At 33.7% G+C, this 13,732-nt stretch carries 13 protein-coding genes and 2 pseudogenes; 5 read left to right on the plus strand and 10 right to left on the minus strand.

Annotated features, from left to right (window positions below):
- Positions 1–134: 134 nt before the first annotated feature.
- Together WP_RS02280 and tnpA are read right to left on the minus strand one after the other, a co-directional pair.
- Positions 135–1,373: pseudogene (locus WP_RS02280) on the minus strand (IS256-like element ISWpi15 family transposase).
- Between the two features lie 100 nt (positions 1,374–1,473).
- Positions 1,474–1,892 (minus strand): annotated as a pseudogene (gene tnpA, locus WP_RS02285) (IS200/IS605 family transposase).
- A 224-nt stretch (positions 1,893–2,116) separates the two neighbouring features.
- Between tnpA and WP_RS07800 the strand changes: the two are divergent.
- On the plus strand, positions 2,117–2,245 hold the full coding sequence (locus tag WP_RS07800; RefSeq protein WP_255324072.1) for a hypothetical protein: 129 nt from the start codon (positions 2,117–2,119) through the stop codon (positions 2,243–2,245).
- Positions 2,246–2,326: 81 nt separating this feature from the next.
- Here the strand turns inward: WP_RS07800 and pyrE are convergent, their stop codons facing one another.
- Entirely contained in the window at positions 2,327–2,917 is a 591-nt protein-coding gene (pyrE, locus tag WP_RS02290; protein WP_007301912.1) for an orotate phosphoribosyltransferase, read from the minus strand.
- A complete protein-coding gene (locus WP_RS02295) occupies positions 2,914–4,098 on the minus strand; it encodes a dicarboxylate/amino acid:cation symporter (protein ID WP_007301913.1) in 1,185 nt (394 codons plus the stop codon). Before WP_RS02295 ends, pyrE begins: the two co-directional genes overlap by 4 nt.
- Positions 4,099–4,216: 118 nt before the next feature.
- On the opposite strand from WP_RS02295, the gene WP_RS02300 reads away from it, so the two are divergent.
- A complete protein-coding gene (locus WP_RS02300) occupies positions 4,217–4,690 on the plus strand; it encodes a glycine zipper family protein (protein WP_007301914.1) in 474 nt (157 codons plus the stop codon).
- Positions 4,691–4,772: 82 nt separating this feature from the next.
- Here WP_RS02300 and murB read toward each other — a convergent pair whose 3' ends face one another.
- On the minus strand, positions 4,773–5,657 hold the full coding sequence (gene murB, locus WP_RS02305) for a UDP-N-acetylmuramate dehydrogenase (protein ID WP_012481841.1): 885 nt from the start codon (positions 5,655–5,657) through the stop codon (positions 4,773–4,775).
- A complete protein-coding gene (hemC, locus tag WP_RS02310) occupies positions 5,648–6,526 on the minus strand; it encodes a hydroxymethylbilane synthase (RefSeq protein ID WP_007301916.1) in 879 nt (292 codons plus the stop codon). Before hemC ends, murB begins: the two co-directional genes overlap by 10 nt.
- Positions 6,527–6,645: 119 nt before the next feature.
- Between hemC and WP_RS02315 the strand changes: the two genes are divergently transcribed.
- Positions 6,646–7,020 carry a hypothetical protein gene (locus WP_RS02315; protein WP_007301917.1) on the plus strand — a complete coding sequence of 125 codons (375 nt, stop codon included), beginning with the start codon at positions 6,646–6,648 and terminating at the stop codon, positions 7,018–7,020.
- A 72-nt stretch (positions 7,021–7,092) separates the two neighbouring features.
- Entirely contained in the window at positions 7,093–8,607 is a 1,515-nt protein-coding gene (secD, locus tag WP_RS02320; protein ID WP_012481842.1) for a protein translocase subunit SecD, read from the plus strand.
- A 279-nt stretch (positions 8,608–8,886) separates the two neighbouring features.
- Here the strand turns inward: secD and WP_RS02325 are convergent, their stop codons facing one another.
- The 3 genes from WP_RS02325 to WP_RS02340 form a co-directional block, all read right to left on the minus strand.
- Positions 8,887–9,801 (minus strand): outer membrane protein, encoded by a 915-nt coding sequence (locus tag WP_RS02325; RefSeq protein ID WP_007301919.1) that lies wholly within the window; start codon positions 9,799–9,801, stop codon positions 8,887–8,889.
- Positions 9,802–9,860: 59 nt separating this feature from the next.
- On the minus strand, positions 9,861–11,087 hold the full coding sequence (gene mtaB, locus WP_RS02330; protein WP_007301920.1) for a tRNA (N(6)-L-threonylcarbamoyladenosine(37)-C(2))-methylthiotransferase MtaB: 1,227 nt from the start codon (positions 11,085–11,087) through the stop codon (positions 9,861–9,863).
- Positions 11,088–11,306: 219 nt separating this feature from the next.
- Positions 11,307–11,861, minus strand: a complete 555-nt coding sequence (locus WP_RS02340) for a hypothetical protein (RefSeq protein ID WP_007301922.1) — start codon at positions 11,859–11,861, stop codon at positions 11,307–11,309.
- A gap of 363 nt (positions 11,862–12,224) precedes the next feature.
- Between WP_RS02340 and WP_RS02345 the strand changes: the two genes are divergently transcribed.
- Positions 12,225–12,473: a hypothetical protein gene (locus WP_RS02345; protein WP_007301923.1), complete on the plus strand. Its 249-nt coding sequence runs from the start codon at positions 12,225–12,227 to the stop codon at positions 12,471–12,473.
- Positions 12,474–12,848: 375 nt separating this feature from the next.
- On the opposite strand, the gene WP_RS02350 is transcribed toward WP_RS02345, so the two are convergent.
- Positions 12,849–13,682: a hypothetical protein gene (locus WP_RS02350; protein WP_007301924.1), complete on the minus strand. Its 834-nt coding sequence runs from the start codon at positions 13,680–13,682 to the stop codon at positions 12,849–12,851.
- Positions 13,683–13,732 lie beyond the last annotated feature (50 nt).

The raw sequence follows: 13,732 nt of genomic DNA on the forward strand, positions 1-13,732 counted from the left end.
CAGCAAAAAATGCAGCTGAAAAAGCAGTGAAAAAAGTAGGACCAGAAGTTGCAGATTTGCTAAAGCCAGAATTCAACCACTATGGATTAAAATCCAAAGAGGGAGTGTTAAATAAACTGTGTCAAACCGCATTTTTAGTTCAACTCAATTTTCAATCTGCCAGGAAAGAAAACATCAAGTTGAGAGATAGTTAATGCCCAATCATGTACAGGCATCGTCGACTTTTCCTCTACCTTCTTTATAGCACAATATACCTGCTTATACAAGGCATTTATGCTGGTAAATGAGCCTTTGGTCTTAGTGAATTTCCTAATTTGCCTATGTAGCCCCTCTATGGGATTGGTGGTGTAGATTATCCTCCTAACTGGACCAGAATACTTAAAATAACCAGACAAGTTTTCCCAATTATTCTGCCAAGATTTTATAACCATAGGGTACTTTGTGCCCCATTTTTCATCCAATTCCAACAGATAATTCTCGGCAATTTCCTTGCTTGAAGCTTGATATACCTTCTTTAAATCGCTCAAAAAACTCTTCGCATCTTTACTGGCCACATACTTCAGTGAGTTGCGTATCTGATGCACTATACACATCTGCACTTCCGCATTAGGAAAGACACTGTTTATAGCTGCAGGAAAGCTTTTCAGCCCATCAACGCAGGCAATAAGGATATCTTCTACTCCTCTTTCTTTGAGGTCATTTAGCACTCCCAACCAGAAGTTAGCTCCTTCACTTTCAGCCAAATAAAAACCTAATACTTCTTTTTTGCCATTTTGATCTATGCCTAATATGTTATACATGCATTTACTTACGCAATGCCCGTCCTCTTTGACTTTAAAAAACATGCCATCCATGAAAACTATCGGATATACAGACTGCAGCGGGCGACTACGCCATTCGTTGATTACTGGTAGCAATTTGTCAGTAATACTTGATATCTCTGCCGCCGATATTTTGTGATCATAAATTTCCTCAACATGTGACACTATATCTCTATAGCCCATACCACTGGCAAATGTGCTCAAAATCTTCGTTTCAAGCTCTGGATGTAAGTTTGTTTGCCTTTTTTTGACTATTTGTGGTTCGAAACTTCCTTCCCTATCTCTTGGCGTCAAAAGCTCAAATTACCCTGCGCTTGTACGTAAAGTCTTTGCATTCCTCCCATTTCTTCGATTATTCTCTTCGCTTTCGGCCGACAAGTGGTTTTCTATTTCACCTTCCAGGCTTACCTCCAGCAACTTTTTTATAAACGGTGTTAATGCTCCATCTCTTCCTGTCAACGGTCTTCCTTCTCGTATAGACGACAGGATATTTGTTTCTAATTCTTTATAATCTACCAAACCGGTAGTTCTGTTTACTACTTTCTGACTCATTGTCAAACCTCCATTTTTTTATATCAATTTATTACTTTTTTTTCGGTTTGACACAGTTTATTTAACACTCCCTCCAAAGATTGAGAGAGAGCATAGAATGCTAACTTTCGACTTGAAAGTCACCAAATTTATCTTCTTTTTTAGAGTGATTTTCAATATAATTTTTTATCATTTCGTCAGTTACATTTCCGCTAGTCCTGACAAACTAGCCTACTGCCCACAACCCAATATCTCTTTTTTAGCTCTGGAAAGTTTTGCTGGATTTTTCTGGAACTTTTTCCTTTTATTAACTGCACTAACTTACTAATACTTAAGTATGGGGGTACAGAAACGTATACGTGTACATGACTTGACGCAACTCTACCTCTGATAATTTCTACTTGATTATTTGCACATACTTCTTGTACAACTTCTTTAGCTTTCTGTCCAATATCTCCAACTAGTACTGGATATCGATATTTTGTTATCCACACTATGTGATATATATACAGAGTGACTGCTTTTTCTATAATATTCCACATTCTTTCAGATTTTTCACCTTAAAATTATATTCTTAAAAGGATGGACTTCAAGTCCAGGGTTTTTCTCCCAAATTTGGGACAATAAAAACTCAGGTAGAAGAAGCAGTAAAAAAATACACTGAAGAAAAAATTGAAAGTCTTATCAAACCTGAAATCACAAGCAAAATAGGTGATTTCCTCACTGAACAAAGTGAAAAATCAAGCAAATTTCTAGAATATGAAATGAATAAGTTAATCGAAAATGCACAGGTTTTAAAGACTGCTGCAAATAGTTTGAATGAGAGTGCAGACTTATTGTTTTCTGCTGCACGAGATGAAACATGTGAAAACCAAGATTTAGTGTATTTTTAATCATGAAAGGGGTTTTATGGGCAAAATTTCAAAAACCCATAAAACCCTTAGCTAAACCAAGAGAAAATATACTATATAGAATTACTTTGTTAAATATTCTCTACTTCCAGGTTTCATTATAGGTAATTGTTTTAATTCACTTGGCAGTTCTTTCTCGCTATAGTTTTGAATGTTTAGTTCAATCAAAGATATAACAGAAAAAGGTAGTTTTGTCTCACTACTTCTCTTTATCAAAGAAGCTTCAGCAACAACTTTACCTCCCTTCTCTTCTCCACATTTTACTGCTTCAAGTGAAGATTTACCTGTGGTAATCACATCTTCAATTAGTAAGATTTTCTCACCTTGTTTAATCTCAAATCCACGGCGTAATTCAAATTTACCATTAACACGTTCGCAAAATATTGTTCGGATTCCAAGCTGTCTACCAATCTCATAACCCACGATTATTCCACCAATCGCAGGAGATAGTATTAAATCTATGGGTTCAATAAGCTCTTTTCTTATTTTATTCGCCAATAGCTCACAAACGTTCATTGCTCTGCTTGGATTTTCAAAAATTTTAGCGCATTGTATGTAAGTGTTGCTGTGCAGCCCTGACGAGAGTACAAAATGTCCGTGCAAAATCGCACCAACCTCTTCAAATTCTTTTATTATTGTATTATCTAATATCATTCTTGAGTTTGAAATTCTTTATTAATTATCTGCGTTATACAGATATCAGACCACACATTTATTGCAGTTTCAAACATATCAATGATTGTATAAATAGGCAAAATCAATCCCATAATGTACAAAGGAACATTCATTGATACCAAATAACTAGTTGCCATAAAATAGCACCCCATCGGCACTCCAGCGTTACCAATTGCAGCTCCTGTAGCTAAAAAAATCCATATGAACATCTCACTTAAGGAAAATGTGTGCCCATTCATCTCTGCAACAAACATCACTGTAATCAAAATAAATGCAGCACACGCATTCATATTGATAGTTGTACATATTGGTAGAATAAAAGATGACAATTTCTTTGGCACTTTTAGCTGATTTTGCACACAGTCTATGGTTGTAGGCAGCGTTGCACTAGATGATTTAGAAAAAAACGCAAGTGTAAGTGCTGGCATAACACCTTTCATCGTTTGAATTGGTGATATACCTTTATACCACATGAGTAGTGGCAAAATCACAAATGCTTGCACGAAATTTGCAGACATTATGCAAGCAAAATACCAAAAAAGACTATGGAATTCGCTGCCACCTTTTAACTCGTATAAAAAACATGTGATAAAAGACCATACAGCAAGAGGAATAAACTTTAACAACCCTTGAGCAATTTTAAGAAGTGTATCAAACAGTGCAGAGAATATTTGGTGTAATATATCCTGTTTTTCTTTTGAGAGCGAAATAATAGCTCCACCCATCAAAAAAGCAATCAATATGCTGCCAATAACGTTATTTTCAAGAAAAACTTGCACAAAATTTGATGGAATGAGTGATTTTAAGTATGAGAAGTAATTGTGGTTGCTGTCACTCACACTTTCTATTGTGTTACTTATGAAATTTTTTCTTACTGGGTCTATGAATAAATAGAAAGATAACGCAACAAATGCAGCTACAATTGTTGTAAACAGCGTGTAAAACAGCGTCTTCTTAAGTAATACTTTAATTTCAATTGAGTCTTTAAGCCCTGAAATTGTGGACACTATAGATAGAAAAACTAAAGGTAAGCTAATCAATTTCAACAGACTGATGAATATATCGCTAAATAGCTTTGCTATTTCAAATATTACTTCATTGTTTAAATAGTAAGCAATTACCGCAAACAGTATAGAAAAGAGTATTGCAAGTTTGCGCATTGAAAATAAAACCTCAAAATGATATTATACAATAATTTTTGAAATTAGGTTAAGATAACTTTACAGGTTAAGTAAAGATGAGTAACATTTTATTATTAATTAAGTGTTAAGGAGGGGTATGGATAAAAAAACTAAAGAAGAGTTAATCCTTGTTGGAATATTAATGGGAATGAATATTTCAATAGGAGTGCTTGTAGGTCTTGGTCCAAGTTTCGCAATTTTATCACCTTCCATTATAGGTGGAATTATTGCTGCTGTTTCTACAATATTATCTATCGCATACCTTACATATTGTGATTATAAGGAAGATAAAGTAAATCGAGAATGCATTTTCCCTATATTTTGTATGGGCGTTACTAGCACTGCAATCGGGATTGGTCTTGGTGCAGCTATAGGTGCTATTTTTCCTGGTGTAATGTTAAATACAGGATCAGCAGTTTTGATGGGTGCGACAATAGGAATTATTGCCCCAATTACAGGCCTTATTGTTGGAAATATGATTGTAGAACCTATGATTAAGAAAATAAATCACTACATTATAGAGCCGGTAATTGAAAAAATAAAAGAATGCTTTTCTTCAAAGGAAGCATAAATTATCCTCGCAAAATAGTGTACCTTGGACTTAAATTGAAGTGTACTCAATTGAAATAGGTCATATTAGAGAAGGTTAGAAGTTACCTACCCAAAACCCTTATCTCCCACTCAAGTTCAATGTTAAATTTATCTTTTACTGCATCTTTTACTCTGTTGCCAAGGTTTTCTAAGTCAAGTGCAGTTGCATTATTGTAATTGAGTAGAAAATTACAATGTTTCTTAGAAATTTTAGCTACACCATTATCTAATCCTCGGCAGCCAGATTCATCAATCAGTTTCCATGCCTTGCAGCCTATTGGATTTTTGAATATACAACCAGCAGTTTTTCCTCTTACTGGTTGACTTTTATTTTTTTTATCAATAACTTCTTTCAATCTTTGCAATATAAGCTCATACTCTGAACTTACTCCTTTAAATTCAGCTTCAATAAAAATCCACCTGCCTTTTAGACTATGTCCACGATAAAAATATCCCATTTCTTCGCTGGAGAATTCATATAAATTTCCATCTTCTAGATTCACTGCCCTTATAAATTTTACAACACTCGCAATATCACTACCATATGCACCTGCATTCATTTCTATTCCACCGCCAACTGTTCCTGGAATTCCAGCAAGAAACTCAAGCCCACTAATTTGCTGTTCCCCTGCAAAGTAGGCAAGGTTACTAAGCAGTGCAGCACCACCTGCAACTATGGAGCTATTATCTTTACATTTAATATACGCAAATTCCTTACCTAATTTCACCGTTATTCCTCGAATGCCACTATCTCGAATTATTATGTTGGATGTTGCACCGATAACGCTAATTGGTAACTCCGCATCTTTTATCAAGCACATTAGATCTTCAATGTCACGTGGCTTAAATAGTACATCAGCTTGGCCACCAACATTTAACCAAGTCATTTTAGACATTGAAACATTATAACGGTAGATTCCACATACTTTAGGTAAGCTTATAAGCATTTTGATTTTAACTCTAATCCTGCATCCATACCCATTTTTTCTGCATCTTCTACAAACGAAGTGCGTTCAGTAAAGTATATAACTCTCTCGCCCGCTAACATACAATAAAGATGTAGCATGTTTTCACTCACATATTCTGCTAAAGCTGCAAGCGGTGTAAAGCATGAACCATTTACTGTCTTCATGAAACTGCGCTCTGATTTTGCCCTTATAAAAGACATATTATTATTAATTTTCTCTAAAAGATCGATAACTTTTATATCATTCTTTCGGCATTGAATGCAAATTGTCCCCTGCCCTACTGCGCTTAACATGACTTTTGGTGGCAATACCTCTGTAATTAAGTGATATTTTTTTAATCTTATCAGCCCTGCTTCAGCTAAAATCATTCCATCAAAATTCTGATTTTGCAGTCTAGTTGTCACATTTCCACGCAGTGGCACTACATTTAAGTCTGGCCTGAGATTTAACAGCTGAACTTTTCTTCTTATTGAAGAAGTTGCAATTGTAGCCTGCTGTGGCAAAGTTTTTAGGCTCTTATATTTATGAGAAATAAATACATCACATGGACTTAGCCTCTCTAAAACACAAGGAATTGTTAAGTCCTTCGAGAAAAACGCAGGTACATCTTTTAGCGAATGAACCGCCATATCTATATTATTTTTGAGTAATTCAGCCTCAATCTCCCTGAGGAACAGTCCTTTACCTCCTATTTCAGCAAGGGTTACATTAGCATATTTATCACCAGAAGTTTTGATTTTAATGATCTCAACGGATAGATTAGGAAAAGACTCTAATAATCTTTGTTTTGCTTCCAAAGCTTGGATGAGCGCAAGGTCGCTTCCTCTCGTACCTATTTTAACTAGCATATATCCTTCATATTATATGTCTATATTCTATGCCCATTTTTTATTATCTCCAATTTAGTTATTGAACATTTTACAATTAGCCCTTAGTATCACGAACATTTAGTAATCTAGGAGTATGTATGTTTGATATTTTAAAAGATTCTAATGGCAGATTTAATAAAAAGAATATTTTACCTCTTGTATGTACTACTGTCGCTATTATTCTAACAGCATTAAGTGCAGTAGTAGCAATTCCCAGATTTTCCTCTCATCCTTCTCTATCTAGTCCTCTCGGTTGGAAAGATCCAAGTTATAGTGAATTTCTTGCTATTCACATACCAGCTACCATAGTTACTTTCTCAATACTTGGTTTATGCATTTACCTTCCGATTGATAGCATTAGAAAAAATAAACAAATAGAGAATCTTAAAGCTACCTCTGAACCTCATTCATGGATTTATAATGATATTTTAGAAAAACAAACGCAGACCATCAATTATAGATCAGGGCTTTAGGCGGTCCTAATCTTTTAGGTGCTTGTGATTAGCAACTATTCGGTCTACAATGCACTAATATAGTTTAAATTTATGCCAAACAAGATAATAGTTAAATCTCTTTCAGTGTTACTAATTTTTTTGCTGTCCTTATATATAATACTGCCAAATTTTATTGATAATAAGTTCTTTACCTCAAAAAAGAGAATAAATTTAGGGCTTGACCTGAAAGGTGGATCATCTCTGCTTCTAAATGTAGACTTAGATTTTTACTTCAAAGAGAAACTAAGCATGCTAACCGATGAAATAAAAGAAGGTCTGTTAACACAAAAGATTGAATTTAGCGCAAAAAACGATAAACAAGTGGTTGTAACTTTAAATAATATTGATGATTACAAAAAAGTTTCAACGTTAATACATAAAATAAACCCAAATTTAGAATTGAGTAGAAAAAATACTGCAATTTTCATTTCATATAAACCGCATTATAAGAATTCATTAATCAATGAAGTAGTTTCAGAGTCAATAGTTAATGTTCAAAGACGCTTAGATAAGCTTGGTACTAAGGAAGTAAGTGTGCAAAAACAAGGACAAAATAAGATATTAGTCCAAGTTCCTGGAGTAGAAGACACTCAGCAGATAAAATCTCTGCTTGGCAAAACAGCCAAGCTGGCCTTCCATTTGGCAAACACCAATGTAGCTAAAATGCAAGATATCGATCATGACACTACGATTATGCTCAAGGATTCTTTGGGTAATTCCTACCCGATATTCCGCAAAACTGAAATAGGCGGTGATTCATTAGTTAACGCATCAGTTAGATTTGGCAATTTAGGTAAACCAACAGTACATTTCAAATTCGACAGCATAGCAAGTAAAAAATTTGCAAAAATTACTAAAGAAAATGTAGGAAAGCCTTTTGCAATTGTTTTAGATAACACAGTCTTAACTGTACCAACAATACGTGAACCTATTCTAAATGGAGAGGGAGAAATTAGCGGTAATTTCACTGAAAAACAAGCGAGTGAACTTGCAATACTTTTAAAATCAGGTGCACTACCTGCACCACTTAAAATAATTGAAGAAAAAAACATTGGTCCAAGCCTTGGAGAAGAGTCAATAAAAGCAGGAGAAATTGCAGCAATAATCTCTATCATAGCCGTTGGTTTATCTATAATCATTACTTACGGCAAATTAGGCTTATTAGCGTCTGTTGCACTCGTTTTTAATGTAATCTCTATACTACTCATTCTTACCTTACTTGAAGCAACTCTTACTCTCCCTGGAATTGCTGGAATTGCGCTAACTGTTGGCATGTCAGTTGATGCAAATGTTTTAATATTTGAACGCATCCGCGAAGAAATAAGAGCAGGAAAAAGAACAGCTCGTGCCATTGAAGAAGGATTTAAAAACGCAATAAAAACAATTCTTGATTCAAACCTCACTACACTAATTGCTTCAGGAATAATGTTCATTATTGGTAGCGGAGCAATTAGAGGATTTTCTATCACTTTATCGATAGGAGTTTTATGCTCGATGTTTTCTGCAATTATAGTCACAAAACTTCTGATAGAATTGTGCATCAACCCACAAAAGCTAGTACTTTAGTATCTGTTCAGCAGAGTGACAAAATAAGATAGACGAGAAAAGACAACTAAATGGTTGTCATGAAAGTAGCTATCCAGTCTTTTCGTCGTCAAAAACGTTGTAACATGCTCACCAATTTAGTGAGCATAAAACCAATATATTTGTGGAAGAAAAGGAAAAAAGAAACAGAAACCATCTTCAGGCTATCACAAAGGATATGGCCATAAGATTAAAGATATGGATAGATTTATCAAATTTCTGAATGGAAATCAGGATATTAGAATTGAAAAGATATTATTACTAAAAATTAAACATCAAACCAACTTCAATATTATGAGTGGATATATCATCTGCAATAGGTATTGGGATACTAAAGTAACGATAGCCGAAAAAGGTTTTAACTTCTGGGATTATTGAGTAGTCAACACCAAGCTTTATTTGATAAGCAAACCAAGGAACATTCAGTGGCACTAAATTTTTAGATGATTTATCAATCCTTTTTAATCTAAAAACTGTTGATCCTATACCAAGACCAATATACGGAGCAAATTGAGTATTTTGAACATTAGGGTTATAGTAAAAATTTAATAAGAATGCAGATACACTTGCTGATTTATCAAATACCGGAGGAGAGTTACTATCTTCAATATTGACTTTAGAATACATGGTCTCAAAATCAACTCGGCCATTTTCTCCAGCATAGTAACCTACAGATATGCTGCTAAGCCACTGAAAATCAATTTTACCGTTAAATTTTTTTATGTTTTTAATTTCATCTCCTAAGAATAGGTCTAAAAGAAAACTACCATAACGGCCCTCAGCTAAAGCAAGAATTCTTTTTCCTATTTCACGTATACCCTCCACAAATACTTCTGAGTTATCAGAATATATCTTACCACCGTTAGCACTAACATAGAAATCAAGTTTTTTTGATTTTTCCTTTGTAGGTTCAGCTTGATCTGCAATACTTGGCCACATATTTTTCTGATTAGCTACTTGGAAAACAGAAGGTGAACTACTTTCAAGTTCTTGACATTTTATTGGCACTTCTTTTTCAGTAACTTCTTCAGAATGTATCACACTTTCATTATTGTCCGTTTCTAATTTTAAGGGCTGCACTTGCTCAATGTGTGTATTGTTACTGATATAAGTAATAAAAAAATAGACACACGGAATGAAGATGAAAAATAAAGCAATAGATATTCTAATTATCATAAATGAATTATCACTTATAGTATAACTACTATATCATATATTCCTTTAATGTACAAAAATTAAGAAATAATATTTCCAATTAAACAATTATTTTCTATTCCTTTAACATGAGCTTTCACAATACTTTTAGCTTGAACTCTTGATGTAAGTTTTATTAATGCAAAATTTTCTGTTCTACCAATATTATTCTGCTCAACCAAAACGCTTTGCTCAGTGCCGAGCAAAGATTGATAAAAACTGCTCATCATTTCTTTATTTATTTCTCTTAGATGCTTTACTCGTTCTTTACGTACATTCTCTGATATTTGTGGCATCCGTGCAGCAGGTGTGTTTTTCCGCTCTGAATATGGAAAAGCATGTAGATAAACTACATTTATTTTTTTCAGTAAATCAACTGTATCCTGAAACATTTCATCAGTTTCTGTTGGAAATCCAGCAATAATATCAGCGCCAAATGCTATATTAGGTCTTAAGCTCTTCATTTTATGACAAAATTCTATCACTTGTTCTCTATTGTGACGACGTTTCATTCTCTTTAGTATTAAATTATTACCAGACTGTAGACTCAAGTGTAAGTGAGGCATAAGTCTTGACTCATTAGCTATTAAATCCATTAGTTCATCATCAACTTCAGCAACATCAATAGAGGAAAGTCTTAGTCTCTTTAACTGTGGTATATCCTTTAAAACTCTCCTAACCATCGAACCAAGTGATTGCTTACCAAACAAATCTGTACCAAAGTCAGTAATATCAACACCTGTAAACACCACTTCTTGATACCCATTTTCTATAAAAATCTTAATTTGCTCTATAATATTGTTTACTGGCACAGATCGATTATTTCCTCTTGCCTCAGTAATTGAGCAAAATGTACAACTATGATTACAACCATTTTGAATTTCAATAAATGCCCTTGATTTATCTTCAAATCCATTAATGAGAATAGGTTCTACTTGGTTATCACTGACTAAGATTTCATCATTATTTAGTAGATAATTTTCAGCTCTTAGCTTGTCTTGATTACCTAGCACTTTACTTACACCAGGAATATCACTATATGATTTAGGATCTAATTGAACGGCACAGCCAACTACGATAATTTCTTTACTTGGGTCGTTTTTATAGATCTTACGTATTTTTTGCTTCACTTGGCGTTCTGCTTCGTTTGTCACTGCACAGCTATGCACTACAACAACATTTTCTCTCTTTGCTTTTTTTAATGCTTCTTTGATTAACTCACTCTCGTAGAAATTTAGACGACAACCAAATGTTATTACTTCATTCATGCTTTTGCTTTAATAGATCTAAATTATATCAAATATCCAAGCAAAATGACTATTTTTTTGGTAGATATTATAATTTAAGCATAACCTCTAGAGTTGAAAATCACAGGAAGAATTTGTAGATATACAGTAAGATCATTTAGCATTAAAAAAAGCTTAAGGCCAATGATGTTAACCTCAAGCGAATATAAACCAAAAAACATTTTGCTAAACCTTGAAGCTCTACCATGCAAATTCATCTATATCATTTGGTACATAAGTGTCAGAATAAGCTTCATCCAAACTTTCTGCTTTCCATGGAAGCCATGAAGAAGGTTTTATCTTCTCTAAAACTTTACCTGGTATTGATGTTATCTCTTGCTTTACGTCTTCTTTTAATTTTTCTATTTGTAACCGAGCAAAATCTTCCACGCGAACCATGAGTTTATCTGTTAGCTCTTTTATCATGTCTTGATTTTGTTCTGCAACTTTCTTTGTAATAGGTACGACAATTTTACTTATAATCTCCGTTCCTAATGGAACAACGATTTGCTTTGCAACCTGATCACTAACAGGTTTAATAAGGTAATCTGCTATACTCTTTGCTGTATCTCCAGTCAGATTTGTTACTTTTTTTAAACTATCACCAATAATACCATAGTTTTTTTGGTACATCATATCTTCATCAGCAACTTCATATCTCCCTAAATCATCATACATTCCCATTTGTTGGTGAGACAATCCATTTGCATCAGATACATATCCGTATTTATTAAGTGAATTGGAATTAGACCGCATAACATTCTCCTAATTATTTATATATGCCTATTTTAGTATAAAACAACTAACAAAACATTAACTTTTAAGAACTCTTCTCAATTAATACATCAATAAAGGTAAGACCATATAATTTTCTCCTTTCTTGATACTATTCTCCTCCGAACTTAGTTCACACAGTTATTCAGACACTTCTGAATTTACCACCCCCAATTCCACTGCTTTTTTATATTTTGACTAGGTCTTCTCCTACAATTAGATAATCAGTACTCTTATCTGAAATGTACCATATAACTACACCAAGCTACAAATATGACACAAGAGTTTAGATTATTTTAGTTATTCTCTTGTATAAGATACTCTTTATATAAAAAAGAGGACCATATGAGTGAAGCAACTTTTTCTGAAAAAAATCAGCTTTCTAGAGAAGACATAGCAGAGTTAACAGAACTTATGTGTCTTGAACGAAGTGAAGTAAGTGAAAGTGGAACAGGGCTATTAGAACTTATAGCTGAACAGGAGCAAATACTTGAGGATTTAGGAATAGAATCAAAAGAGCTTTTATGTTCTCAGCATACAGGAATGTATGAGAACCTTAGTCAGCCCTATTCTACGGATCTCGAGGTTTTATAGCAGATATATAGATTATCATTATTATTGATACCTACTCAAGAGTTGCTATGGCAAACAGAGAAAACTGCAATTACTGCCGCTAATCTTTTTAATATATCTTTCTTTGATGGTGCTATTATCGCGCATTTTGACTGATATGGGCTATGATAAACCAGAAAATCACAGCTATATTTAGGAATTGAGACAAGGCCTCATTTAGGTAAATATTGCTATGCAGACTTTTCTTGATAGCAAGCATATTGCTTTTTAGAAAAATATTAGTAGCATCAAACATAGAGATTGATATTAGTTTTTCTGTCAGATTAAGTTGCGTCTAGTACAACTGAAGTCATTGACTATGCAAATAAGCTAACGGCGCTTGAAATATTTTAATTATTAGTTTCCAGGTGTATTTTCGTGTTCATTGCTATGAGTGGGTGGCTGCACACTTTCCAGATGGCTATTCACTTCGATTGAATCGCCTAAATTGTGCTCTATTTCTACTTCAAACTTAAATCCTAATTTCTCGCAGAATTTATAGAAATATTCTTTAATGATATCAAATAAACTTTTGCCATCGATTTTGTAATTTTTCAATTCTCGGGGTACAGTAAGTGACAATTTACCATCTTTGTATGTTACATCGTCTTTTCCATCTTGAGATTCAAGTGTAAACTTTAGTGAACTAGACAATTCGCTTAACTTTTTTTCAGGATTATCAAATTCAACTACAGGTATCTCCATATGAGATTTAACCGTTATGTGATTTATATCAGTACAGTCAATATTTATTACTTTTACAGGAGTTTGTAGCGTTAAGCCATGCTTATTACCAAGCTCAAGAGAAGTTTGTGTAAATAAAGCACCTTCGTACCCTGCTTGATTACAATTGGTAACCAGTTCCTCTAAGATAGGATCACTTGGAACCTCTGCTTCAGCATATTCAAATAACCCTGTAAAAACTTGTTTTGCAAATTGGCGGTACTTATTATTTTTATCATTTGAAATCAGGTCTTTATGCTTATTATATAATTCATCAACAAGCTCTTTTGTTATAACTTTATTTTGAATAATAAATTTCATTCTTGGAAAATCTTTATACATAGCAGAACCAGAGTTTGCCTCAGTATTATCTTTACTAGCTCTTAACGCACTAAAATCAAACTTTTCCGCTTGAGCCTTTAGCGTAACTACTGGATTTCCCTTTTTTTCCTGTATAGAGTTGCTCATTATTAACACTTTGATCTGAACTACTAATAGTATAATAATACATAAAAATA

Source organism: Wolbachia endosymbiont of Culex quinquefasciatus Pel (assembly GCF_000073005.1).
Taxonomy (GTDB): domain Bacteria; phylum Pseudomonadota; class Alphaproteobacteria; order Rickettsiales; family Anaplasmataceae; genus Wolbachia.

Bases quoted from the DNA above. Each gene is read 5' to 3' on its own strand.
- WP_RS07800 (WP_255324072.1), top strand. From the start codon at position 2,117: ATGAATAAGTTAATCGAAAATGCACAGGTTTTAAAGACTGCTGCAAAT.
- pyrE (WP_007301912.1), bottom strand. From the start codon at position 2,917: ATGATATTAGATAATACAATAATAAAAGAATTTGAAGAGGTTGGTGCG.
- WP_RS02295 (WP_007301913.1), bottom strand. From the start codon at position 4,098: ATGCGCAAACTTGCAATACTCTTTTCTATACTGTTTGCGGTAATTGCT.
- WP_RS02300 (WP_007301914.1), top strand. From the start codon at position 4,217: ATGGATAAAAAAACTAAAGAAGAGTTAATCCTTGTTGGAATATTAATG.
- murB (WP_012481841.1), bottom strand. From the start codon at position 5,657: ATGCTTATAAGCTTACCTAAAGTATGTGGAATCTACCGTTATAATGTT.
- hemC (WP_007301916.1), bottom strand. From the start codon at position 6,526: ATGCTAGTTAAAATAGGTACGAGAGGAAGCGACCTTGCGCTCATCCAA.
- WP_RS02315 (WP_007301917.1), top strand. From the start codon at position 6,646: ATGTTTGATATTTTAAAAGATTCTAATGGCAGATTTAATAAAAAGAAT.
- secD (WP_012481842.1), top strand. From the start codon at position 7,093: ATGCCAAACAAGATAATAGTTAAATCTCTTTCAGTGTTACTAATTTTT.
- WP_RS02325 (WP_007301919.1), bottom strand. From the start codon at position 9,801: ATGATAATTAGAATATCTATTGCTTTATTTTTCATCTTCATTCCGTGT.
- mtaB (WP_007301920.1), bottom strand. From the start codon at position 11,087: ATGAATGAAGTAATAACATTTGGTTGTCGTCTAAATTTCTACGAGAGT.
- WP_RS02340 (WP_007301922.1), bottom strand. From the start codon at position 11,861: ATGCGGTCTAATTCCAATTCACTTAATAAATACGGATATGTATCTGAT.
- WP_RS02345 (WP_007301923.1), top strand. From the start codon at position 12,225: ATGAGTGAAGCAACTTTTTCTGAAAAAAATCAGCTTTCTAGAGAAGAC.
- WP_RS02350 (WP_007301924.1), bottom strand. From the start codon at position 13,682: ATGAGCAACTCTATACAGGAAAAAAAGGGAAATCCAGTAGTTACGCTA.